Source organism: Streptomyces cellostaticus (assembly GCF_001513965.1).
In the GTDB taxonomy this organism is placed as follows: domain Bacteria; phylum Actinomycetota; class Actinomycetes; order Streptomycetales; family Streptomycetaceae; genus Streptomyces; species Streptomyces cellostaticus.
Map to the genome: position 1 here is coordinate 696,525 of NZ_KQ948015.1, position 25,997 is coordinate 722,521.

Genomic DNA, 25,997 nt, shown 5'->3' on the forward strand with positions numbered 1-25,997 from the left:
CAGTGGGGAGGGCGTGCCTGGCCCCGCGCTTCCGGCAGGATCCGCCGGACAGGCCCGCCGTAGACCCCGGGGGCTCCACGGGTGCCGTCGCGGCCCTCGGCATCACGTGCGGCGGCGGTGTCGCAGGAGTCCGAGGAGGGGACCGGCGGCGAGCAGGACGGCGAGGGCCGCGTAGCCGTAGGTGAGGGTGGCGAGTGTCGCGACACCGGCGACGAGCAACGGACCGCCCGCATCGCCGAGTTCGCGGCCGAGTTCGGCGGCGCCCATGGTCTGGCCGAGGCGTTCCGGAGGGGTCGAGGAGGCGAGGGCGGCGAAGCCGAGCGGGGTGATCAGGCCGGTTCCGGCGCCGGTCAGGGCAGCCCCCGCGAGCACGCCGGTCAGGCCGGGGAGCATCGCGCAGGCCAGACCGGCGGCGGCGAGCAGCAGGCCCGCCGCGATCCCGCCGCGTGTGGTCAGCCGCCCCTCGTCCAGCGCGCGCCCCGCCTTCGGCTGGACCACCGCGGCGCAGGCGGCGAGCACCGAGACGGCGGCCCCGGTGGCGATGGTGCCCAGCCCGGCCGCCCGGCCGGAGACCGGCAGGAAGCCCACCCCGACCGACAGCGCCGCGGTGGCGGCGGCCAGCGCGGCCGTCGGCGCGAGAAAGGCCGGGTCGGCCAGTCGGCGGGCCAGGTCGAGTACGGTCTGCCGGGCCTTGGGCAGCGGCGCTACGACGGGCACGGCGAGCGCGGCCCAGACGGCCACCGCAGCGCCCAGCACCGCGAGCACCGTGAACAGCAGCCGCAGGCCACCGGCCCACGCCAGGACGCCGCCGAGCAGCGGGCCGAGGGTGTAGCCGATGGACTTGCAGAAGCCGTAACTGCCGAACGCACGGCCGTGTCCGGCGGCCGGATTGAGCCGGGCGACCAGGGCGGACGCGGACGGCGAGAAGGCGGAGGCCGCCGCGCCCTGGCCCAGCCGGGCCGCCCACAGCCAGCCCGGGCTGTCCGCCACCGCGTACAGCCCGGAGGCGGCGGCGAAGGCGATGAGCCCGCCGAGCAGCACCGGGCGGGCTCCGATCCGGTCGGCGAGGGTGCCGAACACCGGCTTGAGGAACACCTCGGCGCCGTCGTACAGCGCGAGCAGCCCGCCCAGCACCATCAGCGAGGTGACCGCGTCCTTGGAGAAAGCGCCCAGGTTCGCGGCGATGCCGTGCGCGCCGAAGGCCGTGGTGAACCCGGCCGCGTACAGCGGCCACATCTGGCGGGCCGGGGCCGAGGGCAGCGGCTGCGTCCGGCTCATCAGTCGCCCGCCGGTGTCTCGTGCAGGGCGGCGAACACCCGCTCCGCGTAGTCCTCGCAGGCGGCTGCGCACTCCTTCAGCCGCCGGCCGGCCTCGGCCGCCTCCGGAGCGCCGAACACATCGCGGGCCGTCAGATCCCGATGCCGGCGGCGCAGGCGCTCCAACGACTGCTCCTCTTCCTCCAGTTCGGCCAGGGTGAACCTGGCGATACGGATCTCCTTCGCCAGTTCCCGCTCGAACTTCCCGCAATCGGCGAGGAATTCGGCCCAGTCCTCGGAGCGGGCTGCGGTGAACAGCGCCTGGAAGCGGGTGCCGTCCTCGGTGCTGCGCCCGGCCGCACTGAGCGTCACGGCCTGCCCGCCGGCGCCTTCGGTCAGCGTGACCGCCCGGCCGACACCATCGGCGAAGACCGGCACGTCCGGTACGGCCCACACGCCCTGCCCGAGGGAGAGCGCACCGATCCTGCGCAGCTCGCGCCAGACGGCCACCCGGTGCCGGGACGGCTCCGCGGGCACTTTGAGCACGAGGACGAGCCAGCGGCCTGCCGATTCACCGTTCACCACGCCAGGCAATGTAGCAGGCGTTACATTTACTGATGTGCGGGCTGGACGGCGCCGACTGGGGAGCCCCGTCAACTTCGGGGTGCTTGCGGCCCCCGGTACCCCTACCCGGTATCGTCATGCGGCAGACAACGAACCGAGCCGCCGGAAGGAGGACAGGCCATGAGGGGCGTCGACCGCGCGAACGGCCCGGGTATCTCCCGGCTGCTCACTCTGTGCGCGGTCCTGCTCGGCCTGTTCCTCATGCACGGCTCGCCGACCGCGGCCACCGGCGGCTGCCACGGCGAGATGAGCACGGCCCCGTCCGCGCCGTCCCTGCACGACGGCCATGCCGACGCCATGGCAGGGGCGGAGCCCGCGCAGCCCCGCCCCGACGCCGTCCAGGTCCAGGCCATGGACGGCATGGCCGCGCACGGGGCGCTGTGCGTCGCCGCCCCGGCCCAGAAGCAGATCCCGCTGCCCCTGGCTCCGCTCATCGGCATCCTCGCCATCGCCGCGCTGGCGGCCTGGGCCGTGCACCACGCCGGGAGTGCCGGCGGGACCCGGCGGCGTGGGCCGCCGGGCGGACGTGACCTTCTCCTCCAGGTGTGCATCGCGCGGACGTGACAGGAACCGCGCCGGAACCGCCCTGCACCGGGCTGTCCGGCCGCAGCGTCCTGCTCACCCCGCGCGCCACCCGGTGTGGTGCGCCACCCGGAAAGACATCCGATCGATGTTCGCTTTCACCCGTTTCACCGTCCGCCGTCGTGCCCTCGCGGCGACCGGCACCGCAGCCGTCCTCGCCCTGACCCTGGCCGCCTGCGGCTCCGACGGCGACTCCGGCATGTCCGGCATGCACCACAGCACCACGCCCACGGCGACCGCGTCGGCCGGCGCCGGCGCGATGGGCGACATGCCCGGCATGCACCGAGCTGCGGGCGGCAACGGCCTGGCCGACGCCAAGGACGGTTACCGCCTGACCAGCTCCGACAGCACCTTGGCGGCAGGCAAGCAGACCGCCTACGGGTTCACGATCACCGGCCCGGACGACAAGCCGGTCACCGGATTCGCACTCGACCAGACCAAGCGGATGCACTTCTACGCCATCCGCTCCGACCTGACCGGCTTCCAGCACGTTCACCCCACGATGGCGTCCGACGGCACCTGGACGGCCGGCCTGTCCTCCCTCGCGTCCGGCTCATGGCGCATGTTCGCCTCCTTCACGCCCGACAGCGGCGGCGGCAAGGGCAAGGACTTCGTCCTCAGCCGGACCGTCACCGTCCCCGGCAAGGCCACCAGGACGCCGCTGCCCGCCGCGACGGCCAGCACCGAGGCCGACGGGTACACGGTCACGGTGGAGGGTGAGCCGATGGCCGGCATGGCGCACCCGCTGACCGTACGGATCACCAAGGACGGCAAGCCGGTCACCGATCTGCAGCCCTACCTCGACACCTACGCCCACCTGACCGCCTTCCACGAAGGCGACGCCGCCTTCGCCCACCTCCACCCCACCACCAAGGTCAACGGCGATCACGGCGGACCTGAGCTGTCGTTCCACGCGGAACTGCCCACCTCGGGCAACTGGCGGCTCTTCCTGCAGTTCCAGACCGGCGGCAAGCTCCACACCGCCGCCCTGACGCTGCGCGTCGGCTGATCCCACCCCACCCGGCCCGTCGGCGCACGCGTCGGCGGGCCGGGTGACTACGGCCTACGGGAAGCGCCGGCCCTCCGTACCCTGGCCGCCCTCAGCCGACTTGCCGGGCGAACGCCTCGTACGCCCGCTCGTCGAAGAGGACGAACCGCACTTCTTCGACCACTGTCCGCGCGCTGCGCACCGTCTCCACGGCGATGCGAGCCGCATCCTCCATCGGCCACCGGTACACGCCGGTGGAGATCGCCGGGAACGCGACCGTCCGCGCACCCAGCTCATCGGCCACCCGGAGTGACTCGCGGTAGCAGGAGGCGAGCAGGTCGGAGCGGTCCTCGGTGGTGGAAAAGACGGGGCCGACGGTGTGGATGACCCAGCGGGCGTCCAGATCGCCGGCCGTGGTGGCGATCGCCCGGCCCGTGGGCAGGCCCTTGCCGTAGTGGGAGGCGCGCAGCTTGCGGCACTCCTCGAGGATCGCGGGGCCGCCGCGGCGGTGGATCGCGCCGTCGACGCCTCCGCCGCCGAGCAGGGAGGAGTTGGCCGCGTTGACGATCGCGTCGGCGCTCTGCCGGGTGATGTCGCCCTGGACGAGGGAGATAGTGGTCATGTCTGCCTCAGTCTCCTCCATACGGCCTTGGCCGCGTTGTGCCCCGACATGCCGTGCACGCCGGGTCCCGGCGGGGTGGCCGAGGAGCAGATGAAGACGGCAGGGTGCGGGGTCCGGTACGGGAACAGGGACAGCCTGGGGCGCAGCAGGAGCTGGAGTCCGGAGGCCGCGCCGCAGGCGATGTCGCCGCCGACGTAGTTGGCGTTGCGGGCGGCCATCTCGGCCGGGCCCGCGGTCGCGCGGGCCAGGACGCGGTCGCGGAAGCCGGGCGCGAAACGCTCCAGCTGGCGTTCTATCGCGTCCGTGAGGTCGCCCTGCCAGCCGTTGGGGACATGGCCGTACGCCCAGAAGACGTGCTTGCCCTCGGGGGCGCGGGTGGGGTCGGCCACGCTGGGCTGCACAGTGATCAGGAACGGCGTTTCGGGGGCGCGGCCCTCACGGGACGCGGCGCGCAGGGCGGTCTCGATCTCGGCCTTGCTCGCGCCGATCTGCACGGTGCCGGCGACCCGGGCCTCGGGGGCGGTCCAGGGCACCGGGCCGTCCAGCGCGTAGTCGATCTTGAAGACGCTGGGGCCGTAGCGGTAGCTGTCGTAGTAGCCGCCGAAGCCGGCGATGCGGGCGAGCGCGGCGGGCGAGGTGTCGAAGACGTACGCGCGCGCGGGCGGCAGGTCGTCCAGGCGCTTGACCTCGTAGTCCGTGTGGACGGCGCCGCCGAGGTCGGTGAGGTAGGCGGCGAGGGCGTCGGAGATCGCCTGGGAGCCGCCGCGGGCCACCGGCCAGCCGCGGGCGTGCGCGGCCAGCGCGAAGACCAGGCCGATGGCGCCGGTGGCGAGGCCGCCCAGCGGGGCCATGACGTGGGCGACAAGGCCGGAGAAGAGGGCCTTGAACCGCTCGTCGTGGAAGCGGCGCATCAGCCAGGTGGAGGGCGGCAGTCCGGCCAGGCCGAAGCGGGCGAGGGTGACCGGGTCGCGGGGCAGCGCGGTCAGCGGCAGGGACATGAAGTCCCGGGCGAGCGTGTCCCAGTGGGGCAGGAACGGTCCGACCAGCCTGCGGTAGGCACCCGCGTCGCGCGGTCCGAAGGAGGCGGCCGTCTCGGCGACGGACCGGGACAGTACGGCCGCGGTGCCGTCCGGGAAGGGGTGCGCCATGGGCAGGTCGGCGTGCAGCCACTGAAGGCCGTAGCGATCGAGCGGCAGGGCACGGAACGCGGGCGAGTTGATGCCGAGGGGGTGGGCGGCCGAGCACGGGTCGTGCCGGAAGCCGGGCAGGGTCAGCTCCTCGGTGCGGGCGCCGCCGCCCACGGTGGGCTGCGCCTCGAAGAGGGCGACGGAGAAGCCCCGGCGGGCCAGCTCCACGGCAGCGGTCAGTCCGTTCGGTCCCGCACCCACCACGACCGCATCGAGCATCGACGGCACCTCCGGACCCCTTCGTCAGCCGATGGCCACTCGGGATCAGGATATGCCGGAGGACCGACACTCCCCGGGCCGGGTGACTCAGGCGGCCGTGCGCAGCAGCTCGGCGACCCGGCGAGCGGTGGCGGCGTCCCGGGCGGCGGTGAACGGCAGCGCGTTGGCACCGGTCACGCGGAACGGCTCGCCGGTGCGGGTCAGGTGGGCGCCACCCGCCTCCTCGACCAGGAGCAGGCCCGCCGCGTGGTCCCAGGCGGCCTCCCAGGAGAACGCGACCGCGTCCAACTCGCCCCGGGCTATGGCGAGATACTCCAGGCCCGCCGAGCCGCAGGGGCGCGGGGCGACACCGTCGGTCCACAGGGCGCGCAGCGCGTGCTTCTGCTCGTCGGTGGTGAAGTCCGGGTGGGAGGTGGCGACGCGCAGGTCACGTCCGGGTGCGGGCGAGCCCGCGAGCAGCCGCTCACCGTCGAGGAAGGCGCCCCGGCCGCGGACGGCCGTGGCGAGCTGGTCGCGCGCGGGGGCGTAGGTCCAGGAGGCCAGGACGGTCCCCCGGTGGGCGAGCGCGATCAGGGTGCAGAAGCCGTCGTCGCCGTGCACGAACTGGCGTGTGCCGTCGACCGGGTCGATGATCCAGACCGGCGCGTCGCCCTGGATCGCCTCGTACGTCGCCGGGTTGGCGTGCACCGCCTCCTCGCCGACGACCACCGAGCCCGGCAGCAGCGCCCCGAGGACTTCGGTGAGCCGGCGCTCGGCGAGGCGGTCGGCGTCGGTCACCAGGTCGTGCGGTCCGCTCTTCTGGTCCACCTCGTGCTCGGCGAGGCGGCAAAAGCGGGGCAGGATCTCGGCCGCGGCCGCCTTGCGGACCGCTTCCTCCACGTCGGCCGAGCAGCGGGTGAGAAACTCGTCGATGGTTTCCGTGTCTTGGATCATGCCCTCCATGAGAACACGCGCCACTGACAATCCCCGCCCGGGTGGTGGATGTGAGGTGGAATCGGGATGAAAAGCGGGTGCGGGCGAGTTCGGTGGGCAGGGGCGGTTGCCGAGGCCGCCCGAGAGGCGCCGGTCACCCGGGCCGGTGGGTCGGCCGGGCCGCCGGGCGCCCCACGTCAGCCGCGCCGTCAGCGGCCCACCGCGTAGCCCTGCATCCCGCGCGGATTCGCGGCGGCCGACAGGATCCCCGTCCCGGGGTCGCGGGCCACCGCGCACAGGCGGCCCTCCGACCAGGCCGGGCCGAGCGTGACGTCGTGGCCGCGCCGGCGCAGCTCCTCGACCACGTCCGCGTCCATGCGGGACTCCACGGTCACGCTGCCGGGGCGGTGCCCGCGCGGGTAGAAGGAGCTGGGGAAGCCGTCGTTGTGCCAGTTCGGGGCGTCGATGGCGCCCTGCAGGTCGAGGCCGCCGCGGACCGGGGCGCGGAGGGTGGCGGCGAGGAAGAAGTGCAGCTGCCACTGGTCCTGCTGGTCGCCGCCGGGCGTGCCGAACGCCAGCACCGGGACGCCGTCGCGCAGCGCGAGGGACGGGGTGAGGGTGGTGCGGGGGCGGCGGCCCGGGGTGAGGGAGTTCGGCAGTCCCTCCTCGAGCCAGGTCATCTGCAGCCGGGTGCCGAGCGGGAAGCCCAGCTCGGGTACGACCGGGTTGGACTGGAGCCAGCCGCCGCTGGGCGTGGCCGCGATCATGTTGCCCCAGCGGTCGACGACATCCAGGTGGCAGGTGTCGCCGCGGGTGCCGCCGTCGGCGGCCACGCGGGGCTCGCCGGGCAGCTGCGCGACGGTCGGCTCGCCCGCGCCCAGCGGATCGAAGCCCGGGTCGTCGCCGGTCTGCACGCGCGCGTGCGCGGGAACGGGAAGGCGCGGGGTGGTTCCGCCGGGGCTGCCGGGGCGCAGCTCGTAGGAGGCGTTGGCGCCGACGAGGGCCCGGCGGGCGGCGTTGTAGCCGTCCGACAGCAGCTCGGGGAGCGGCACGTCGGCGGCGTCCCCGTACCAGGCCTCGCGGTCGGCCATGGCGAGCTTGCAGCCCTCGATGAGCAGGTGGACGTAGTCGGCCGAGCCGTGGGCGGGCAGCTCGGGCGGGAGCAGGGCGAGCTGCTGGAGGAAGGCGGGGCCCTGGCTCCAGGGGCCCGCCTTGCACACGGTCCAGCCGTTCCAGTCGTACGTCGCGGGCGCCTCGTAGGCGGCCGACCAGCCGGCCAGGTCGGCCTCGGTGAGGGTGCCGGTGTGCCGTTCGCCGCTGGTGTCCCGGGTGGGTCGCCGGGACTGCCGTACCAGGGCCTCGGCGATGAAGCCGGAGCGCCACACCTCGCGCGCGGCGTCGATCCGGGCCTCCCGGCCGCCGGCCCGGGCGGTCCCGGCGAGCAGCCGCTTCCAGGTGGCGGCGAGGGCGGGATTGCGCAGCAGCTCGCCGGGCCGGGGCGCCCTGCCGCCCGGCAGGTACACCTGCGCCGAGGAGGTCCACTCGGTCTCGAACAGCTGCCGGACGCTCTCCACGGTCGCGCCGACGTTCTCCACGGGCGCGTGCCCGTGCTCGGCGTACCCGATGGCGTACTTCAGGACGTCGTCGAGGGACTTGGTGCCGTGGTCGCGCAGGAGCAGCAGCCAGGCGTCGAAGGCGCCGGGCACGGCGGCCGCGAGCGGTCCCGTACCGGGTACGAGATCCAGACCGAGTCCCCTGTAGTGCGCGACCGTGGCGCCCGCCGGGGCCACGCCCTGCCCGCACAGCACGCGTACCTCGCCGTCGGCCGGGGCGAGCAGGACCGGCACCTCGCCGGCCGGCCCGTTCAGGTGCGGCTCCACCACGTGCAGCACGAACGCGCCCGCCACGGCCGCGTCGAAGGCGTTGCCGCCGTCCTCCAGGACCGCCATCGCCGACTGGGAGGCCAGCCAGTGGGTGGAGGACACCATCCCGAAGGTGCCCTGGAGGGTGGGCCGGGTCGTGAACACGGGCGCGCTCCTCGGCTCGGGTACGTCTCCCGGGTGATCGTACGGACGTGATCGCCGACCGGGAACACCATGGTCACCTGCGGCGTTGATCTCGTGCGCCACGCGCGCGTGGCGGGCGCCGCGCCGGCAGACGGGGCCGGCGCGTGAGGCGGTCGTCGAGGGGATGATCGAGTCGTTCCGGGGGGCGGTACGGCCTCGTGGACGGCAAGGTCACCGACGGGGAGCGGGCGCGCGCCGGGGAGCCGGCCCGCACCGAGTTCATGTCCCCCGAGTGGACGGCCCGGGTGCCGTAGCCGCCGACCGTCCGGAAGGCACCGGTTCAGCAACAGGTCAAGGGCTGCCCTGCCGTGAGCCAAAGGGACGTATGAGTTCCGTGTACGCCCGGACCGCCACCCCGACATAGCCGGATTTGCCCCGTTGACCGGTGGCTACCGTGGGCGAGCCCGATCAGCCACAGCAACCACGGGGAAGAGGTGACGGCGGTGGGGGCGCCGATACGTTCACGCCTGCTCGATTTCGTCGAGCAGGATCCACCAGGACGAGAGGTCCCGGAACAGGGACCGCGTCGTTCGCAGCTGCTGGACCTCGTGGAGGCGGCTCCGCCTCCGGGCGCGGCCACGGACGACCGGCCCCGTCCCAAGCCCGGCGTACCCGCGTACCACACGCCGGTGTTCGTACCGGCACATCCGAGGTCCGTCGCGACGACGGGGTCGGACGGCCGCCCCGCGCGCGTGCCCTTCGTCGTCTTCGAGCTGTTCGAGCATCCCGCGCGCGGCACTGTGGCCTTCGCGTTCACGACGCCGGAGAAGCTGGTGGAGGCGCTCGGCGAGGCACAGCCGTGGGTCGCCACCTCGATCGGTCCGCTGGCGGAGGGCGTGGCCGAGCAGGACGTCACCGTGCTGCTCGACCCACGAGTTGCGCCCGGAGAACCCAACTGGCGGCCGGCGGACCTGGCCGCCTACGCGCAGGAGGTACGCCGGTGAGCGACTTCAAGGCGGTCTACGACGACCTCGCCACCATGGCGAAGACCTTCCACGACGAGGCCGGCGACTACCGCAAGCTGCACCCCGACGTGGCACCGCCCGTCGTCAGCGGCGGCGACGCGGGGCTGGATTCGGCCGTCAAGGAGGTCGCCGACCTCATCATCTCCCTGCACATCGGCATGGCCGACCGGATGGACGACCACGGGGACAAGGTCGCGTACGCGCGGGACTCCTTCCACCGGCACGACGTGGACGTCCACGGTGTCTTCGAGGATCTGATGGCGGGTGAGAGCTGATGGGTGACAGCTGGGTCGGCGGCGACATCGGCGGACTGCGCACGATGGCCGAGACGTACAAGAACGCCAAGGACAAGCTCGACGGCGTGGTCAAGCCGCTCAGCGGCGCCGTCGACAAACTGGTCGGCGACGCGAGCTGGAAGGGCGACGCGGCCGAGACCTTCCGCGCGAAGTGGAGCGAGGACGCGCTGGCCGCCGGCGGCTTCGCCGAACTGGTGCACGCGGCGGGCGAGATCCTCGAGACACTGGCCAACGCGCTGTCCACGTGCGAGACGTCGCTGCAGAACGCGGAGCACATCGCGGCCCGCCAGGGCGTGGCGACGGACCCCAAGGGCGCGCCGCAGCCCATCATGACGGCGAATCCACCGAGCGCGGACGACCAGAAGACCATCTCCGCGATGAACGAGTACGCCAAGGCACGCAACGAGATCCTGCACACCGCCCAGCACGCGCGGCTGGTGGCGGCGCAGCAGTTGCAGGGGCTGTACGACAAGGTGACGTCGAAGGACGACTCGGTGTCCAAGGGGGACAAGGTCACCCTGTACGACGCGCTGCGCGGCCTGTACGCGTATGACGCCGAGGACGCCCGGGCGGGCGGTATCGAGGCCCGCAAGCACATCGACGCGGCCAAGGCCGAGGCCCAGGACGCCAAGAAGCAGCTCAGCTCCGAGCGCAAGGTGTTCCAGCAGCAGGGCCGCACGATGCCCGACGACCTGCCCGCCAAGAGCGCCTACCGCGACGCGGTCACCAAGGTGGACGCGCTGGAGGAGGACATCGCGCGCGCCGACAACGGCAGCACCAAACTGCCGTACGACCGTGCCCTGAACGTCAAGCTGGCCGATGCCGCCGACGCGCTGCGCCTGGGCAAGGGGCTGGAGGCGCTGCCGGACGTCCTCAAGGAGCTTCCGGTCCTGGACGTCGCCGCAGCGGCCGCCTGCGGTCTGATCGAGGCGAAGGACGACCACGACAAGGGCTGGTCCTGGCAGCACTCCGTTGCCGTCGACGGCGGGGTCGCCCTCGGTGGCCTGGCCGCCGGTGCGGCGATCACGGCGGCCCTGCCCGTCGAGGGTGCCGCCGCCGTCGCCGCGGTCGGTGTCGGCACGGTGATCGTCGCGACGTCCGTCCTCGATCACACCTTCCACGAGCACTGGAGCGAGGACATTCACGACCACGGGGTGGTCGGTGGCGTGTGGACCGGGACGAAGCACGTCGCCACGGAGACTGTCGACGACGGAAAGCGACTGGTGAAGGATGTCTGGCATGGCGTCACGAGCATCTTCTGAGGCCGCCGCCCCCGGATTCTCCGTCCCCATCCCTGCCTTGCCGAAGCTGGGACGGACGTGGTATCGGCGCGGCGCACTCTACTGGCTGTGCCGCGCCCGTACGACGGTCTTCATCGTTCTCGTCATGGCCATGTTCTCCCTCTTCGCGCTGAGCCTGTACGCGGGGGTCCGCGACCTTCTGCCGTCCACCGTGCGTGTCATGTGTGACGGCGTGCAGGTGGCCGCATCCGTCGTGACCTTGGTGTGGGGTTGGGTGGCGCAGCGCAGGGGCCACCGCGTGGCGCTTCTGAATCCCCCCACTCCCAGCCAGACCCTCCAGGCCAAACGCGACCACAACAGGCGCGTCCCGGGGCGGATCGCCATGGGTCGCGGGCTCGTGCTGCTCGCCGCTCCTGTCATGCCGGCGTTCGCCGCATGGATCGTCGGCTGGTTGGCCGCCTGGCTCACCGTCCGCGAATACCCCAGCGAAGTCGGCGCCCGCCGCTGGCTCGAGGAGCACGCCACCGGAACATGACACCGACCGCAACACCCGTCTGCATCCCGTCCCTCCCGGGCCTCGGCACCACCGGCGAAGTCGGCGCCCGCCGCCGGCTCGAGGTACATAACAGACAGATCAGTACGTCGTGAACACGCTGTCGTGACCGTTCGAGCACGCACCGAGTTGGCACTTCCGCCCCACACGCAGTCGTGTGACACTGTCGTCCCCGTCCACCATGCGGACCCCTTCCACACCCCACCCCTCCCCCACGAGAAGTGCGCCGTGCGTTCTCTTCCTCTGCCGCTCGCCCTCACCGCGCGTCTGACGCCGGTCGCCGTGCTGGCCTGTGCCGGCTGGGCGCTGTCGTCGGGCCCGGCCGCACCGTCCGCCGACGGCCATCGCACGGCCCGGGAGACGCCCACCGGGCCGGCCTCGGCGCCGTCCTCCACCCAGGTCTCGAAGACGTACGCCGCCGCGCCCGCCCCCTGCACCAGCGTGCCCGTGGCGACGCTCAAGTCCCTGGTACCCGGGGCCAAGGCGGCGGGCAAGGAGATCCCCTCGACGGACACCAAGCTGCGCCGCACCTGCTCCTGGAACGCCCTCAAGGGCTACGCCTACCGCTGGCTCGACGTCTCCTTCGAGATCACCGGCTCGGACCAGGAGGCGAAGAAGGAGTACGAGCAGCGCGTCACCGAGAAGAGCGGCGGCGGGGCCGTTCCGGGGCTCGGGGACACCGGCTACTCCGTCGTGAACCTCACCACCGAGGACAAGCAGCAGACCCGCGAGGGCGTGGTGATGGCCCAGGTCTCCAACGCCCTGGTGATCGTCACCTACAACGGCAGCGACTTCGACACGAAGAAGGCCCCGGACACGGACGAGATCAACAAGGGGGCCATCCAGGCCGCCAAGGCCGCTGTCGCCGCCTTGCAGGGCAGCGCATCCGGCTGACGCCCCGTCAGGAGCTGGCCAGCGGCACGGCCAGGTCGCGCAGTTCCTTCTCCGTGATCGTGCCGGAGCGGACGGCCGCCATCCTGCCCCGGGTGTCGATGACGACCGTGAAGGGCACGCCCCGCGGCACCGAGCCCCTGGGGAACTTCAGCATCCGGCGGCCGGAGGGGTCGCTGAAGCTGGGGTAGGCGAGCCGGTGGTCCTGCTGGAAGGAACGGCCGCTCGCGGTGTCCGTGTCGGTGTTGAGCCCGAGGACCTGGACACCCTTGGCCGCGAGGTGCTTCTGGGCCGCGTTGAGTTCGGGCGCCTCGGCCCGGCAGGGCCCGCAATAGGAGGCCCAGGCGTTGAGTACGACGACCTTGCCGCGGTAGTCGGACAGCCGCAGGGGCTTGCCGTCCAGGCTGTCTCCGGTGAAGTCGGGCGCGGCCCTGCGGTCTTCGGCGGGAACGGGCCCGCTCTTCTCCTCGGCGGGGCCGGCGGTGGCCATCCCCGCATGGCAGGAGGCCAGCAGCAGGCAGGCCGCGGTCCACAGCAACGGTCGCGTCTTCACAAGGCACGAGTATCGCAACAGCCGGGCGGGGGAGAGATCTTGGGGTGCTGTAGGTTCCGGCGGGGATGACCAGCGGCGGGCGCCGGAGCCACCAGATGCGGGGGCTGTAGTGCGGGTGCGGTACGCGGTCGGGGCCGGAGCGCCGGCGGTCGTGGTGGCGGCGTCCGGCTGGGCGTGGTGGCGGCGTCCGGCTGGGCGTGGTGGGCCGGGCACGACAGCGGCCCGCGGTACGGGCTGCAGGCCGCCGGGCGGGCGCCCGGACCCGCGTGTGCGGGCCTGGCCGGGCGCCGGCCCGGGCGGCTCGACGGCCACGGGCGCGAACAGGTGGGCGTGACCGGCGCCCAGGCGTGGGGATCGGGCGCCGTCACGGCCCGGTGCGGCGTGACCTCGCCCGGCCCGTCGGCCGACCCGTGCGTGAGCGTGAACGGCGTGGACCGGCTGCTGGAACAGGCCCGCTCCCGGCAGGCGGGTCGCCCCCCTCGCGCAGCGGTCGCACTGTATGCAGCGAGGGCCGCCGGGGCGGCCCGCGCTCAGGCGGCCTGCACCTCCTCCTCGTCCTTCCGGCCGGTCAGCAGGGTCAGCGCCAGGTACAGCACCAGCGAGGTGCCGAGGCCCACCGCCCAGCCGTAGTCGGCGAGAGGCTTGAGGGCGGGGACGGGGCGGCCGTCGATCAGCGGATGGAAGTCCGCGCCGCCGACCGCCAGGACACCGCCGGCCACGAAGGCGACGACCGCCCGCCAGTTCCAGCCGCCGGCGTACCAGTAGCGGCCGCCCGTGCGGTACAGGTCGGCGAGGGCGAGGCGGGTGCGGCGCAGGATCCAGTAGTCGGCGACGAGGATGCCCGCGACCGTGCCGAGCAGTCCGCCGACCAGGCCGAGCCAGGTGAAGATGTACCCCTGCGGGTCGGAGTACAGCTTCCAGGGGAAGATCAGCACGGCGAGGACCGAGGTGATCAGGGCGCCGGTGCGGAAACTGATCCTGCGCGGCGCGAGGTTGGAGAAGTCGAAGGCCGGGGAGACCAGGTTGGCCGCGATGTTCACGGACAGGGTCGCGACCAGCACGGTGACCAGGGCGTAGAGCAGGCCGACCACGTTGTCCGTCTTGGCGGCGAGCTGGACCGGGTCCCAGACCGGCTTGCCGTAGACCGCCTGCGAACCGGAGGTGACGAGCACGGAGAGGAACGCGAACAGGGTCATCGTGGTCGGCAGCCCGAGGGCCTGGCCCCAGGTCTGCGCCTTCTGGCTCTTGCCGTAGCGGGTGAAGTCCGGGATGTTCAACGACAGCGTGGACCAGAAGCCGATCATTCCCATCAGTGAGGGCCAGAACAGCTTCCAGAAGTCGCCGCCCCAGCCCAGCTTCGAGGGCTGGTCGAACAGCGGGCCGAAGCCGCCGGCCTTGCTGCGCATCCACCACAGCATCACGAAGGCGCCGACGAGGACGAAGGGCGCCGCCCAGTTCTCGAAGCGGCGGATGGTCTCCATGCCCCGGTAGATGATCGCGACCTGGATGGCCCAGAAGACCGCGAACGACAGCCACATGGTCCAGGCGTAGCCGCCGATGTGCGCGGCGTTCGCCCAGCTGTCACCGATGAGCTTGCCGGCGAGGAAGAAGATGGCCTCGCCGCCGATCCAGGTCTGGATGCCGAACCAACCGCACGCCACCAACGCTCTGACGACGGCGGGGAGGTTGGCGCCGCGCACTCCGAAGGAGGCGCGGGCGAAGACCGGGAAGGGGATGCCGTACTTGGGTCCCGCGTGCCCGGTGAGCAGCATCGGCACCAGCACGATCAGGTTGGCGAGGGCGATGGTGAAGACGGCCTGCTTCCAGTCCATGCCCACCGCGATCAGCCCGGACGCGAGGGTCCAGGAGGCCGTGTTGTGGGCCATGCCGACCCACAGCGCGGAGAAGTTGTACGTCGTCCAGGTGCGCTTCGCCGCGGGGACCGGGAGCAGGTCCTCGTTGGCGTAGGGGCCGCTGGGCTGCGGCGAACCAGGGGCGATCTCCACCCGGCCGTCGGCGAGGGTGACTTGAGCGGTCGGCGGTATGGCGGCGGGAGCGGTGTCGGTCATGGGCAGGCCAATCAAAATGAGGGGTGGGACGGGGAGAGGCCGTGCGGTGGCTCCAATGGGGGGTGCGCGGAGAGCGCCCTGGGCCCCCTTCCCGGGACGGCGGGAAGAGGGAGATCAACGTGCCGGGGACGGTCAGGCGTTGACGGCCGGGATCACCGTCGTGCCGTAGGCGTCGATGGTGGCTTCCTGGGCGTCGTGCATGTCGTACACCGCGAACTGGTCGACGCCCAGCTCGCGCAGCGCGTGCAGCTTCTCGATGTGTTTGTCGGCCGGCCCGATGATGCAGAACCGGTCCACGATGTCGTCGGGCACGAACTCGGTGTCGGGGTTGTCACTGCGGCCGTGGTGGGAGTAGTCGTAACCCTCGCGGGCCTTGATGTAGTCGGTGAGTTCCTCGGGGACCTGGGAGGAGTGCTCGCCGTACTTGGCGACCAGGTCGGCGACGTGGTTGCCGACCATGCCGCCGAACCAACGGCACTGATCGCGCGCGTGGGCGAGTGCCTCGGGCGAGTCGTCCTCGGTGACGTAGGCCGGGGCGGCCACGCAGATCTTCACCTCGGACGGGTCCCGCCCGGCGGCCACGGCCGCGTCCTTCACGGCCTTGACCATGTACTCGGTGAGGTACAGGTCCGACAGCTGGAGGATGAACCCGTCGGCCTCCTCGCCGGTCATCTTCAGTGCCTTGGGGCCGTACGCGGCCATCCACACGGGGAGTTCGGCGCCCGGCTTGATCCACGGGAACCTGACGACCGTACCGCCGAGGTCGGCCTCGTCCCCGCGGCCGAGGGCGCGGATGACCTTCATGGCCTCGCTGATCCGGGCCAGGGTGTTCGGTTTGCGGCCCGCGACGCGCATCGCGGAGTCGCCGCGGCCGATGCCGCAGACGGTGCGGTTGCCGAACATGTCGTTGAGGGTGGCGAAGGTGGAGGCGGTGACCTCCCAGGTGCGGGTGCCGGGGTTGGTGACCATCGGGCCGACCGTCATCTTCGTGGTGTTGGAGAGGATCTGGCTGTAGATGACGAACGGCTCCTGCCACAGTACGGCGGAGTCGAAGGTCCAGCCGTACGTGAAGCCGTTGCGCTCGGCGCGCTTCATCAGGCTGATGACGCGGGAGGCCGGCGGATCGGTCTGCAGGACGAGTCCGAAGTCCATGGGCGCCACTCCTAGTTGAGGTACTGACAGGTGGAGCGCGGGGTGTAGACGCCGTGTCCGGCGTGTCCGGTGTACTCCCGCTCGGTGATGACCATCTCGCCGCGCGAGAGCACGGTCTCGACCCGGCCGGTGGTCCGCCTGCCCTCGTACGCCGAGTAGTCGACGTTCATGTGGTGCGTGGCGGCGGACATGACCTGCTCGGCGTGCGGGTCGTAGATGACGACGTCGGCGTCGGCGCCCGGGGCGATGGTGCCCTTCTTCGGGTACATGCCGAACATGCGGGCCGGGGTGGCGCAGGCGATCTCGATCCAGCGGCGGCGGGAGATGTGTCCGTCGACGACGGCCTGGTGGAGCAGGTCCATGCGGTTCTCGACGCCGGGCAGGCCGTTGGGGATCTTGGAGAAGTCGCCGCGGCCCAGCTCCTTCTGGCCCGCGAAGCAGAAGGGGCAGTGGTCCGTCGACACCACCTGAAGGTCGTTCGTCCTGAGTCCCTTCCAGAGCTGGGCCTGGTGCTCCTTGGGGCGAAGAGGCGTGCTGCACACGTACTTGGCGCCCTCGAAGTCCGGCTCGGCGAGGTTGTCGGTGGACAGGAACAGGTACTGCGGACAGGTCTCGCCGAAGACGTTCAGCCCCTCGTCGCGTGCCCGCGCCAGCTCGGCCACTGCCTCCATGGCCGAGACGTGCACGACGTACAACGGGGCGCCCGCGACCTGGGCGAGCCTGATGGCGCGATGGGTGGCCTCCGCCTCCAGCAGCGCCCTGCGCACTTCCCCGTGAGAGCGCGGATCCGTCTCCCCCCGGGCCAGGGCCTGTTCGACCAGTACGTCGATCGCGATGCCGTTCTCGGCGTGCATCATGATCAGGCCGCCGTTCTCGGCGGAGCGCTGCATGGCGCGCAGGATCTGGCCGTCGTCGGAGTAGAAGACGCCCGGGTAGGCCATGAACTGCTTGAACGAGGTCACGCCCTCCTCGACCAGCAGGTCCATCTCCTTGAGCGTCTCCTGGTTCACATCGGAGACGATCATGTGGAAGGCGTAGTCGATCGCGCAGTTGCCCTCGGCCTTGGCGTGCCAGGTGTCCAGGCCCTCGCGCAGGGTGTGGCCGACGCTCTGCACCGCGAAGTCCACGATCGTGGTCGTCCCGCCCCAGGCGGCGGCCCTGGTGCCGGTCTCGAAGGTGTCGGAGGCGAAGGTGCCGCCGAACGGCAGCTCCATGTGGGTGTGGGCGTCGACGCCGCCCGGGATGACGTACTTCCCGGTGGCGTCGATGATCCGCTCGGCGGTGAACGCCTCGGCTGCGGGGGTGCCGGAGGCGGCGAGGGCGGCGATGCGGCCGTCCTCGATCAGCACGTCGGCGTGGATCTCGTCGGACGCGGTGATGACGAGACCACCGCGGATGACGGTACGGCTGCTCATGATCCCTCTCCTCCCAGGGTGGACGGTGCGGTCAGGGTGCGGTCAGCGGCGTGTACGCCCCCGGTGCCCGGTCGCGGTAGAACTGCCAGCGGTCGCGGACCTCGCGGAGTTTGGCCAGGTCCAGGTCGCGGACGACGAGTTCGGTCTCCTTGTCGCTCGCCACCTCGCCGACGAACTGGGCCTCCGGGTCCACGAAGTACGTGGTGCCGTAGAAGTCGTTGTCGCCCAGGTCCTCCACGCCGACCCGGTTGATCGCGCCCACGAAGTACTCGTTGGCGACGGCCGCCGCCGGCTGCTCCAGCTGCCACAGGTAGCGGGACAGGCCGCGCGAGGTGGCCGACGGGTTGAAGACGATCTCGGCACCGGCGAGGCCGAGGGCCCGCCAGCCCTCCGGGAAGTGGCGGTCGTAGCAGATGTAGACGCCGATCTTCCCGACGGCCGTCTCGAAGACGGGCCAGCCGCCGTTCCCCGGACGGAAGTAGAACTTCTCCCAGAATCCCTGCACCTGGGGGATGTGGGTCTTGCGGTACTTGCCCAGGTAGGAGCCGTCCGCGTCGATCACGGCGGCGGTGTTGTACAGGACGCCCGGCTGCTCCTCCTCGTACATGGGCAGCACGAGGACGATGCCGAGTTCCTTCGCGAGCGCCTGGAAACGCCTGACGGTGGGGCCGTTCGGGATCTGCTCGGCGTACTCGTAGAAGGCCTTGTCCTGGACCTGGCAGAAGTAGGGGCCGTAGAACAGCTCCTGGAAGCACAGGACCTGGGCGCCCTGTGCGGCCGCGTCGCGGGCCGCCTGCTCGTGGACCTGGATCATGGATTCCTTGTCGCCGGTCCAGGCGGTCTGGAACAGGGCGGCACGGATCACTCGGCTCATCGGGACCTCCGGTAGCTCGATGTCCGGTGAGCCTAGAAAGACCGGAGAGCCGGATTGAGTGGCAGCGTGTCACGTCTGCGGACGGTCGGCGTGCCACCGTGTCACGCGTTCGTGGACCCATGTTTCACCGCCGTTTTCCCAGGTCGTGGCATGTTTCACCCCTGTTGCGCATCGTGCGCGAGGAGCGCGATGTGTACGGAGGCCGCCTGCTCGAAGTCGTCGAGGTCGACACCCAGCCGCGTCTGTATCGCCTCCAGGCGCCGGTAGAGGGCGGGCCGGGAGACGTGGTGGAGCTGGGCAGTACGGGACTTGTTGCGCCCGGTCGCCAGGTAGGTGCGCAGCACATTCAGCAGCTCCTGACCGGCCCCGCACAGCAGCCCGTCCAACTCGCGCTCGGCGAAGGACTGCACATGCGGATCGTCCCGCAGCAGCCGGACCAGGCCGCGCAGATGGACGTCCCTGAGGCGTACGACGGCCGGCAGGTCGAGGACGGCCGACGAGTCGGCCACCGCGTCGGCGACATGCCGGGCCTCGCGCAGCCCGGCGGGCACGTCGTCCCAGTCGGTGCGCGGATCGGCGGCGGCGACCACGGCGTTCGGCTCCCCGGTCTCGGTCCGCAGCCGGGCCGCGAAGTGCGCGGTCAGCGCCTCGGCCTGCTGGTCGCGGGCGAGGCTGAGCAGGACGGCGGTGGCGTCGTCGGCCAGCTCGGCGACGAGGCCGGACAGCCCCAACACCCGTAGCACCCGCTCGAGTTGGCCCAGCTCCCCGCCCGGTACGACGAGGGGCACGAAGGTCCGCCGGTTCACCGGCAACCCGGCCGCCCGCGCCCGGGGCAGCAGTTGCCTGGCGGGTACGACTCCGGAGACGAGGTCGGTCACCAGGCTCTGCGCGGACTGCTCCTCCCAGGTGTGGGCGGAGCCGCCGCCGAGCATGCGGTGCAGCACCAGCGCCTCGGCGGCCCGGTCCGCGAGCAGCTGCCCGGTGGCCGTGTCGCCCCGGTACCCGCACAGCAGCAGCCGGCCCCACCGCTCCCCGCGTCCGCCCAGTTCGGCGCTGATCCAGCCGTCGCCCACGCTGCCGCCCGCCTGCCGGGCGATGCGCTCCCAGTCGCGCAGCACGTCGTCCACCGCCGGCCGCTCCCCCGCCGTGGCGAGGACGCGGTGGGCGAGGTTGGTGACGACGACCGGGCAGCCGCCGTGCTGGGCGACCTCGTCCAGCAGCCGCCCGAGCGGAGCGCCCGCGGTGATCAGCCCGGTCAGCGCGGTCCGTACGGTCTCCGACAGGCTCACGGCGGCGAACTTCCGCCGGACCAGCCGGGACTGGACCTCCTCCGTCAGCTCGGCGAAAGGGAACGGCCGGTGCAGGACGACCAGGGGCAGCCCGCACCGCTCGGCGGCCCGGCGCATCACCTCGGGCGGCGCGGGGAACGCCCGCCCGAGGCCGAGGACCACGGCCGCGGCCTCGGCCCGGTGCAGGGACTGGATGTACTCGGCCTGCTTGGCCTCGTCACCGGCGAGGAGCACGCCGGTGGTGAGCACCATCTCGCCGCCGCTCAGCATCACGCCGACGTCGGGAGCCTCGGCGACATGCACCCAGCGCACCGGCCGGTCCAGCTGCCCGGCCCCGGCCACCACCTCGGGCTCCCCGGCCTGCACCCGCTCCAGGGTGAGCACCTGGCGGACCGAGAGGGCGGGTTCGAGCGGCTGCCAACCCGTGTGACGGAACTCCGAGGTGGTGGTCATGACCTTGCACCCGTTCTCTAGTACGTGCTCCGCAGCGCGCGTTCGAGGATCGCCGCGCCCTCCTCGGCCTCCGCGACGGTCAGCGACAGCGGCGGGGCGATGCGCAGGGCGCTGGTGCTGTGGCCGCCGCCCTTGCCGATGAGCAGGCCGCCCTCGCGGGCCGCCTCCAGGACCGCGGCGGCCGCCTGCGGATCGGCCTCGTCCGTCCCCGGCCTGACCAGCTCGATGCCGATCATCAGTCCGCGGCCGCGCACCTCGCGTACGCCGGGCAGCTGGGCGGCGACGGACCGCAGCCGCTCGATGAGCAGGCCGCCGACGCGCCGGGCGTTGCCCTGGAGGTCGTGTTCGACGAGGTAGGTGAGGTTGGCGAGTCCCGCGGCCATGGTGATCTGGGTGCCGCCGAACGTCGAAATGCTGTTGGCGTCCAGGCAGTTCATGATGTCCGCGCGGGCGATCACCCCGCCGATGGACATGCCGTTGCCGATGCCCTTGGCGAAGGTGACGATGTCCGGCGGGCCGCTCTGGGCGTGCGCCTGCCAGCCCCAGAAGTGCTCGCCGGTGCGGCCCCAGCCGGTCTGTACCTCGTCGGCGATCCACAGGATCCCGTATGCGTTCAGCACGTCACGGAATGCTGCATACAGTCCGTCCGGCGGGGAGGTGAAGCCGCCGACGCCCTGGATGGGTTCGGCGATGAGCGCGGCCGGCGGACGGGTGTGCCCGAGGATGTCCTTCAGATCCTCCACACACGCGTCGATGAACGCCTCGTCGTCCAGCGCGGCGAACGGGCCGCGGGTGCGGACACCGCCGTGGACGTACAGGGTCTGCAGCGGGGACAGCGAGGTCGGGGACCAGCCGCGGTTGCCGGTGATGCCGACGGTGCTGAAGGAGCGGCCGTGGTAGCTGTTGCGCATGGCCAGGACCGTGTTGCTGCGCCGGTAGGCGGTGGCGAGCAGCAGGGCGGTGTCGTTGGCCTCGGTGCCGGAGGTGGTGAAGAAGACCCGGGCGTCCGGGATGCCGCTCAACTGGGCGACGCGCTCGGCCATGTCGACCATCGGCCGGTTGAGGTAGAGGGTCGAGGAGTGGATGATCCGCCCGGCCTGCTCGCTGACCGCCTTGGTCACCTCGGGCAGGGCGTGCGCGGTCATCGTGGTGAGGATGCCGCCGAAGAAGTCCAGGTACTTGTTGCCGGCGGAGTCCCAGACGTGGCGGCCCTCGCCGTGGGTGATCTCCAGCGGCTCGTCGTAGTAGAGGGCGAGCCAGTCGGGCAGGACACCGCGGTGGCGGGAGTAGAGGTCGTTCACGGCTGCACCAGCCCTTCGTAGGCGTCGGGACGGCGGTCGCGGTAGAAGGCCCACTGCTGCCGCACTTCCTCGATGAGGTCGAAGTCCAGGTCGCGGACGAGGAGTTCCTCGTCCTTGTCGCTGGCGACGTCACCGACGAACTGCCCGCGCGGATTGACGAAGTACGAGGTCCCGTAGAAGTCGTTGTCCCCGTACTCCTCTTGTCCCACCCGGTTGATGGCGGCGACGAAGTACTCGTTGGCGACCGCCGCGGCGGGCTGCTCCAGCTGCCACAGGTAGGAGGACAGCCCGCGGTGGGTGGCGGAGGGGTTGTAGACCAACTGGGCTCCGTTCAGCCCCAGTTGGCGCCAGCCCTCCGGGAAGTGCCGGTCGTAGCAGATATAGACGCCGACCTTGCCGACGGCCGTGTCGAAGACCGGCCAGCCCAGATTGCCGGGCTTGAAGTAGTACTTCTCCCAGAAGCCCTTGACCTGCGGGATGTGGTGCTTGCGGTACTTGCCGAGGTAGGTGCCGTCGGCGTCGATCACGGCGGCGGTGTTGTAGTAGAAACCGGACTGCTCGATCTCGAAGACCGGTACGACGATCACCATGCCGGTCTCGCGGGCGAGTTCCTGCATCCGGCGGACGGTCGGGCCGTCGGGCACCGGCTCGGCCCAGCGGTAGTGCTCCGGCTCCTGGACCTGGCAGAAATAGGGGGCGTTGAAGACTTCCTGGAATCCGATGACCCGTGCGCCCCGTCGGGCCGCCTCGCGGGCGTGCTCCTCGTGTTTCGCCACCATGGACTCGGTGTCGCCGGTCCAGGTGGCCTGGACCAGTGCGGCACGTACGACGTTGGCCATGAGCTGCTCCTTCGACGTGACGTCCGAGCCTCTACGCCCGTAGAAACGGCCGTAGAGGGACGAACGTAAGCCTCATGAAGGTCCTTGCCAAGACCATCGTCGTTAACCCGCGGAGTCGATCACGTTTCGCACTCCTTAGGGTGAGCCGCGCGGCCGGTCAGGGGGTGAATCCGGCGACCCTGAGGGCGTGCACCAGGTCCCAGTGGCGCTCCTCGGAGACGCCCTGGGCGGCCTCCAGCAGGAGCGGCACGAGGCGGCCGGGGTCGGCGGCGGCGCTGCGGGCGGCCTCCTCGGGGGTGCGGACCCGGACGTAGGCGTCCAGCAGGGCCCGTACCTCCCTCGGGCGGCCCTCGGCGGCCAGCCCGAGCACGGCGGCGCCGATCTCCGCGGCCGGGCGGGCGACCCCCTGCCGCAGCATCTGCAGCCCGTCCTCGGTCCTCCCGGCGGCCTCCAGGGCGTCGGCGGCGGCGACCAGCCGCTCGGCGGGCAGCGAGGCGGCCTCCCACAGCAGCGTGGCCCAGTCGGCGCCGAGCCCGGCGCGGTGCAGGCCGTCCGCGAGCAGCGGGAACCGGGCGGCGGGCCAGTGCGCGATCTCGACCAGCAGCACATGCGCCTCTCCGCTGCGCCCCTGCGCCCGCAATTCCGCCAGCTTCTCCACGGCACCGACGACGGCAGGCCCCGCCTCGGCGTCCACCGCCTCCACGGACGCCTGCACCGGCGCAACGGCCTCGGCCGCCCCGGCGAACCGGGCCCCTCGCGGCGCCCGCCGCCCGACGGGCGCCTCCGGCACGGCGACGGCACCGTCCTGCGGTACGACGACCGGATCCCCCTCGCCCTCGGCCATCCCGGCGAACCGCGCACTACCGCGACGACGCTTGCGGGGTTTACCGGGGTCCGGGGCGGCGCCGTGCCCGGCAGGCTGCTGGACGGGACTCCCACCGGACACGGCGGGGCGGGACACACCACCGGCATCCGACCCCACGAACGAGGAATCCCGACCACCACCCGGCCCAGCGAACCACACGTCCTGGCCAGCAGAAGCCGAAGCAGGCCGCGCGTGCCCATCGCCCACGGGGGCCGCACCGTACCCGGCGGGCCCAAGGGCGGGACTCCCACCGGACACGGTGGAGCGGGACACACCACCGGCATCCGACCCCGCGAACGAGGAATCCTGACCGACACCCGGCCCGGCGAACCACACGTCCTGGCCAGCAGAGGCCGAAGCAGGCCGCGCGTGCCCATCGCCCACGGGGACCGTGCCGTGCCCGGCAGACCGGAGGGAGGGACTCCCACCCGACCCAGCGAACCACACGTCCTGGCCAGCAGAAGCCGAAGCAGGCCGCGCGTGCCCATCGCCCACGGGGGCCGCACCGTACCCGGCGGGCCCAAGGGCGGGACTCCCACCGGACACGGTGGAGCGGGACACACCACCGGCATCCGACCCCGCGAACGAGGAATCCCGACCGACCCCCGGCCCAGCGAACCACACGTCCTGGCCAGCAGAAGCCGAAGCAGGCCGCGGGTTCCGGTTGCCTACGGGGGCCTCGGAGGGGCGGGACGACACCGGCCCGGAACCATGGCCGGGGGCGAACGGACTCCCGGCGCCCCGGGGCGCGACCGGCCCAGCCCCTTCGGGGGCAGCCTCGGTCCGCGCGGGGACGTCCGGCCCGCTGCTGTCGAGTGCGTCCGCACCGGTGGTCAGGCCCTCCCCCGCCCCACGGGGACCTTCGAAGGCCTGCTCGGCGCGCCAGGCAACCGGCGCGTCCCGGATCGGCACCTCCGCCGCCCTGCGGTCCGACTCCGCCATCCGCCACCGGAGTTCGGCGCATCGGGCGCCGGCCCTTTCGTGGTCGTCACGGGCCCAGGCCAGGTCGAGGCGGAGGGCGTCGGCCTCCTCGCGGGAGGTCGCCGCGGTGAGCAGACGGCCCAGTTCGGCCTGGCGCTCGGCGGCGTAGCGCTGCTCGCGGAGCATGACGTCGAGGCGGTCACCGAGGGTGTCCCGGGCGCCGGGCAGGGCATCGTACGCCGAGACGGCGGCCGTGTGCAGGGGGCGGGCCCGTTCCTTCTCCGCTCCGGCCGTGGCAGGGCCGTACGCCGCGGCGAGGTCCTGCAACAGCGCCTCCAGCACATCCCACGGCGGCACCTCACGCCCGTCGACACAGGCCTGCATCCCGTCCGGGTCACGCTGCCAGAAGACCCCGCACCAGCCCCCGCGCTGATCCAGGCGCCCCAGCAGGCCGTCCAGGTAGTTCGCGAACTCCCGGACCGGACCAGGGAGTTGATCCACCGCCATCGCCCGACTCCCGCCCGACCGCCAGCACTCCGGTCGGTAGGCAACACCAGCTGTGTTACGGGCCTGCTACGCACAGTTTTCAGGGAGAGTGCGAGGGCCTCATTGCGGGATCTTGACCCTTGCGCGCAGCCCCGCCCCGGGCGTACGTCAGACGACCACCAGCGCACACCGCGCGACCAGCTCGTCCATGGACAGCCCGAGCACCCCGGCCAGCGCGGCCACGGTGAAGAAGGCCGGCGTCGGCGCCCGCCCGGTCTCGATCTTGCGGAGCGTCTCGGCCGAGATGCCCGCCTCGGCCGCGATCTCGGCCATGCTCCGGCCGCCGCGGGCGTCGCGCAGCAGCTGCCCGAGCCGTTCACCGCGTTCGCGCTCTTCAGGGGTGAGAGGGGTCCGCACCATGGCGCCATTCTAATACCGCCCACCCGCCGGATCCCCATTTAAATACCGGTATAGTAATTGGCATGGTTGAGTTGAAGACGGACACATCGATCGACGCGATGCACAGGGCGGGCCAGGTCGTCGGGCGGGCTCTGACGGCCGTACGGCAGGCCGCGGACGTCGGCGTCTCCCTGCTGGAACTGGACGAGGTCGCCCGGGAGGTGCTGCGCGAGGCCGGGGCGTCCTCGCCGTTCCTCGGCTACCGCCCCTCCTTCGCCCCGACCCCCTTCCCCGCGGTGATCTGCGCCTCGGTCAACGACGCGATCGTGCACGGCATCCCCACCCAATACCGCCTGCGCGACGGCGACCTGGTCTCCATCGACTGCGGCGCCACCCTGGACGGCTGGGCCGGCGACTCGGCGATCAGCTTCACGGTGGGCCGCGCACACCCGGCGGACCTGCGCCTGATCGACACCGCCGAGCGCGCCCTGGCGGCGGGCATCGAGGCGGCCGTCGTAGGCAACCGCATCGGCGACATCGCCCACGCCGTCGGCCGGGTCTGCCGCACGGCCGGCTACGGCATCCCGTCCGGCTTCGGCGGCCACGGCGTGGGCCGTCGCATGCACGAGGACCCGGAGGTCCCCAACGAGGGCCGCCCCGGCCGGGGTCTTGCGTTGCGCCACGGCATGGTCCTGGCGATCGAGCCGATGCTGATCGCCGGCGGCAAGGACGGCTACTACGAGGACGACGACGGCTGGACCCTGCGCACGAGCGACAGCTCCCGCGCAGCACATGCCGAACACACGGTGGCGATCACGGAGAACGGCCCCCGGATCCTCACAGCACGAGAAACCCCCTAGAAGGGGCGCGGGGAACTGCGCGACCAGCCACAACGCACCCGCAGTCGCGCAAGGACAGTGGCCCCCCGATGAAGTAGGCGCCCCGCACATGCCAGCCGCAGGCATCCGTGCCAAGGTGT

General features: G+C 72.2%; 25 protein-coding genes. 9 read left to right on the top strand and 16 right to left on the bottom strand.

What is annotated here, in order from left to right; genetic code table 11:
* Positions 1-102: 102 nt before the first annotated feature.
* Both AQI88_RS03015 and AQI88_RS03020 read right to left on the bottom strand, forming a co-directional pair.
* Positions 103-1,236 (bottom strand): MFS transporter, encoded by a 1,134-nt coding sequence (locus AQI88_RS03015; RefSeq protein ID WP_066991654.1) that lies wholly within the window; start codon positions 1,234-1,236, stop codon positions 103-105.
* Between the two features lie 41 nt (positions 1,237-1,277).
* Entirely contained in the window at positions 1,278-1,841 is a 564-nt protein-coding gene (locus tag AQI88_RS03020; RefSeq protein ID WP_066991214.1) for a Chromate resistance protein ChrB, read from the bottom strand.
* Between the two features lie 159 nt (positions 1,842-2,000).
* Here AQI88_RS03020 and AQI88_RS03025 point away from each other — a divergent pair, with 159 nt between their 5' ends.
* The gene (locus AQI88_RS03025; protein WP_066991217.1) at positions 2,001-2,444 is read left to right on the top strand and encodes a hypothetical protein; all 444 of its coding nucleotides are present in this window, start codon (positions 2,001-2,003) and stop codon (positions 2,442-2,444) included.
* 106 nt (positions 2,445-2,550) lie between these two features.
* Positions 2,551-3,471, top strand: a complete 921-nt coding sequence (locus tag AQI88_RS03030; RefSeq protein ID WP_066991220.1) for a hypothetical protein — start codon at positions 2,551-2,553, stop codon at positions 3,469-3,471.
* 91 nt (positions 3,472-3,562) lie between these two features.
* Here AQI88_RS03030 and AQI88_RS03035 read toward each other — a convergent pair whose 3' ends face one another.
* The 4 genes from AQI88_RS03035 to AQI88_RS03050 form a co-directional block, all read right to left on the bottom strand.
* Positions 3,563-4,072: an O-acetyl-ADP-ribose deacetylase gene (locus AQI88_RS03035; protein ID WP_066991223.1), complete on the bottom strand. Its 510-nt coding sequence runs from the start codon at positions 4,070-4,072 to the stop codon at positions 3,563-3,565.
* Positions 4,069-5,478, bottom strand: coding sequence for a phytoene desaturase family protein (locus tag AQI88_RS03040; protein ID WP_066991226.1), 1,410 nt, complete (start codon positions 5,476-5,478; stop codon positions 4,069-4,071). The genes AQI88_RS03035 and AQI88_RS03040 overlap by 4 nt, the downstream gene beginning before the upstream one ends.
* Before the next feature lie 87 nt (positions 5,479-5,565).
* Positions 5,566-6,411, bottom strand: a complete 846-nt coding sequence (locus tag AQI88_RS03045; protein ID WP_066991657.1) for an inositol monophosphatase family protein — start codon at positions 6,409-6,411, stop codon at positions 5,566-5,568.
* 188 nt (positions 6,412-6,599) lie between these two features.
* A complete protein-coding gene (locus AQI88_RS03050; RefSeq protein ID WP_066991229.1) occupies positions 6,600-8,417 on the bottom strand; it encodes a gamma-glutamyltransferase family protein in 1,818 nt (605 codons plus the stop codon).
* Positions 8,418-8,899: 482 nt separating this feature from the next.
* On the opposite strand from AQI88_RS03050, the gene AQI88_RS47400 reads away from it, so the two are divergent.
* From AQI88_RS47400 to AQI88_RS03075, 5 genes are all read left to right on the top strand, one after another.
* Positions 8,900-9,400, top strand: coding sequence for an SAV_915 family protein (locus AQI88_RS47400; protein WP_244184015.1), 501 nt, complete (start codon positions 8,900-8,902; stop codon positions 9,398-9,400).
* Positions 9,397-9,696 (top strand): DUF6317 family protein, encoded by a 300-nt coding sequence (locus AQI88_RS03060; protein ID WP_244184016.1) that lies wholly within the window; start codon positions 9,397-9,399, stop codon positions 9,694-9,696. Before AQI88_RS47400 ends, AQI88_RS03060 begins: the two co-directional genes overlap by 4 nt.
* The gene (locus tag AQI88_RS03065) at positions 9,696-10,979 is read left to right on the top strand and encodes a WXG100 family type VII secretion target (protein WP_066991232.1); all 1,284 of its coding nucleotides are present in this window, start codon (positions 9,696-9,698) and stop codon (positions 10,977-10,979) included. The genes AQI88_RS03060 and AQI88_RS03065 overlap by 1 nt, the downstream gene beginning before the upstream one ends.
* A 124-nt stretch (positions 10,980-11,103) precedes the next feature.
* On the top strand, positions 11,104-11,493 hold the full coding sequence (locus tag AQI88_RS03070; protein WP_244184017.1) for a hypothetical protein: 390 nt from the start codon (positions 11,104-11,106) through the stop codon (positions 11,491-11,493).
* Between the two features lie 246 nt (positions 11,494-11,739).
* A complete protein-coding gene (locus AQI88_RS03075) occupies positions 11,740-12,405 on the top strand; it encodes a hypothetical protein (RefSeq protein ID WP_066991238.1) in 666 nt (221 codons plus the stop codon).
* Positions 12,406-12,412: 7 nt separating this feature from the next.
* Here AQI88_RS03075 and AQI88_RS03080 read toward each other — a convergent pair whose 3' ends face one another.
* Positions 12,413-12,955 carry a TlpA family protein disulfide reductase gene (locus AQI88_RS03080; RefSeq protein ID WP_066991241.1) on the bottom strand — a complete coding sequence of 181 codons (543 nt, stop codon included), beginning with the start codon at positions 12,953-12,955 and terminating at the stop codon, positions 12,413-12,415.
* A 177-nt stretch (positions 12,956-13,132) separates the two neighbouring features.
* Here AQI88_RS03080 and AQI88_RS48980 point away from each other — a divergent pair, with 177 nt between their 5' ends.
* On the top strand, positions 13,133-13,585 hold the full coding sequence (locus tag AQI88_RS48980; protein WP_425264546.1) for a DUF3515 family protein: 453 nt from the start codon (positions 13,133-13,135) through the stop codon (positions 13,583-13,585).
* On the opposite strand, the gene AQI88_RS03090 is transcribed toward AQI88_RS48980, so the two are convergent.
* The 9 genes from AQI88_RS03090 to AQI88_RS03130 all read right to left on the bottom strand — a co-directional run bounded on the left by AQI88_RS03090 (position 13,486) and on the right by AQI88_RS03130 (position 25,039).
* Positions 13,486-15,024 (bottom strand): NCS1 family nucleobase:cation symporter-1, encoded by a 1,539-nt coding sequence (locus AQI88_RS03090; protein ID WP_066991246.1) that lies wholly within the window; start codon positions 15,022-15,024, stop codon positions 13,486-13,488. The genes AQI88_RS48980 and AQI88_RS03090 overlap by 100 nt on opposite strands.
* A 132-nt stretch (positions 15,025-15,156) precedes the next feature.
* The gene (locus AQI88_RS03095) at positions 15,157-16,176 is read right to left on the bottom strand and encodes a TIGR03842 family LLM class F420-dependent oxidoreductase (protein WP_066991249.1); all 1,020 of its coding nucleotides are present in this window, start codon (positions 16,174-16,176) and stop codon (positions 15,157-15,159) included.
* A gap of 11 nt (positions 16,177-16,187) precedes the next feature.
* Positions 16,188-17,591, bottom strand: coding sequence for a dihydropyrimidinase (hydA, locus tag AQI88_RS03100; RefSeq protein WP_066991252.1), 1,404 nt, complete (start codon positions 17,589-17,591; stop codon positions 16,188-16,190).
* A gap of 31 nt (positions 17,592-17,622) precedes the next feature.
* A complete protein-coding gene (locus AQI88_RS03105; protein ID WP_066991255.1) occupies positions 17,623-18,465 on the bottom strand; it encodes a nitrilase-related carbon-nitrogen hydrolase in 843 nt (280 codons plus the stop codon).
* Between the two features lie 155 nt (positions 18,466-18,620).
* Complete coding sequence (locus AQI88_RS03110) at positions 18,621-20,207, bottom strand: PucR family transcriptional regulator (protein WP_066991258.1); 1,587 nt, start codon at positions 20,205-20,207, stop codon at positions 18,621-18,623.
* Positions 20,208-20,224: 17 nt separating this feature from the next.
* Positions 20,225-21,508 carry an aspartate aminotransferase family protein gene (locus AQI88_RS03115; RefSeq protein ID WP_066991260.1) on the bottom strand — a complete coding sequence of 428 codons (1,284 nt, stop codon included), beginning with the start codon at positions 21,506-21,508 and terminating at the stop codon, positions 20,225-20,227.
* Positions 21,505-22,347, bottom strand: coding sequence for a nitrilase-related carbon-nitrogen hydrolase (locus AQI88_RS03120; RefSeq protein WP_066991263.1), 843 nt, complete (start codon positions 22,345-22,347; stop codon positions 21,505-21,507). The genes AQI88_RS03115 and AQI88_RS03120 overlap by 4 nt, the downstream gene beginning before the upstream one ends.
* A gap of 157 nt (positions 22,348-22,504) precedes the next feature.
* Positions 22,505-24,640, bottom strand: coding sequence for a hypothetical protein (locus AQI88_RS03125; protein WP_079057365.1), 2,136 nt, complete (start codon positions 24,638-24,640; stop codon positions 22,505-22,507).
* 147 nt (positions 24,641-24,787) lie between these two features.
* The gene (locus AQI88_RS03130; RefSeq protein ID WP_066991266.1) at positions 24,788-25,039 is read right to left on the bottom strand and encodes a helix-turn-helix domain-containing protein; all 252 of its coding nucleotides are present in this window, start codon (positions 25,037-25,039) and stop codon (positions 24,788-24,790) included.
* A 62-nt stretch (positions 25,040-25,101) separates the two neighbouring features.
* Here AQI88_RS03130 and map point away from each other — a divergent pair, with 62 nt between their 5' ends.
* A complete protein-coding gene (gene map, locus AQI88_RS03135; protein WP_066991269.1) occupies positions 25,102-25,878 on the top strand; it encodes a type I methionyl aminopeptidase in 777 nt (258 codons plus the stop codon).
* The last annotated feature ends 119 nt before the right edge of the window (positions 25,879-25,997 follow it).

Bases quoted from the DNA above. Each gene is read 5' to 3' on its own strand.
- AQI88_RS03015 (WP_066991654.1), bottom strand. From the start codon at position 1,236: ATGTGGCCGCTGTACGCGGCCGGGTTCACCACGGCCTTCGGCGCGCAC.
- AQI88_RS03025 (WP_066991217.1), top strand. From the start codon at position 2,001: ATGAGGGGCGTCGACCGCGCGAACGGCCCGGGTATCTCCCGGCTGCTC.
- AQI88_RS03030 (WP_066991220.1), top strand. From the start codon at position 2,551: ATGTTCGCTTTCACCCGTTTCACCGTCCGCCGTCGTGCCCTCGCGGCG.
- AQI88_RS03035 (WP_066991223.1), bottom strand. From the start codon at position 4,072: ATGACCACTATCTCCCTCGTCCAGGGCGACATCACCCGGCAGAGCGCC.
- AQI88_RS03040 (WP_066991226.1), bottom strand. From the start codon at position 5,478: ATGCTCGATGCGGTCGTGGTGGGTGCGGGACCGAACGGACTGACCGCT.
- AQI88_RS03045 (WP_066991657.1), bottom strand. From the start codon at position 6,411: ATGATCCAAGACACGGAAACCATCGACGAGTTTCTCACCCGCTGCTCG.
- AQI88_RS03065 (WP_066991232.1), top strand. From the start codon at position 9,696: ATGGGTGACAGCTGGGTCGGCGGCGACATCGGCGGACTGCGCACGATG.
- AQI88_RS03070 (WP_244184017.1), top strand. From the start codon at position 11,104: ATGGCCATGTTCTCCCTCTTCGCGCTGAGCCTGTACGCGGGGGTCCGC.
- AQI88_RS03090 (WP_066991246.1), bottom strand. From the start codon at position 15,024: ATGACCGACACCGCTCCCGCCGCCATACCGCCGACCGCTCAAGTCACC.
- AQI88_RS03095 (WP_066991249.1), bottom strand. From the start codon at position 16,176: ATGGACTTCGGACTCGTCCTGCAGACCGATCCGCCGGCCTCCCGCGTC.
- hydA (WP_066991252.1), bottom strand. From the start codon at position 17,591: ATGAGCAGCCGTACCGTCATCCGCGGTGGTCTCGTCATCACCGCGTCC.
- AQI88_RS03105 (WP_066991255.1), bottom strand. From the start codon at position 18,465: ATGAGCCGAGTGATCCGTGCCGCCCTGTTCCAGACCGCCTGGACCGGC.
- AQI88_RS03110 (WP_066991258.1), bottom strand. From the start codon at position 20,207: ATGACCACCACCTCGGAGTTCCGTCACACGGGTTGGCAGCCGCTCGAA.
- AQI88_RS03120 (WP_066991263.1), bottom strand. From the start codon at position 22,347: ATGGCCAACGTCGTACGTGCCGCACTGGTCCAGGCCACCTGGACCGGC.
- AQI88_RS03125 (WP_079057365.1), bottom strand. From the start codon at position 24,640: ATGGCGGTGGATCAACTCCCTGGTCCGGTCCGGGAGTTCGCGAACTAC.
- AQI88_RS03130 (WP_066991266.1), bottom strand. From the start codon at position 25,039: ATGGTGCGGACCCCTCTCACCCCTGAAGAGCGCGAACGCGGTGAACGG.
- map (WP_066991269.1), top strand. From the start codon at position 25,102: ATGGTTGAGTTGAAGACGGACACATCGATCGACGCGATGCACAGGGCG.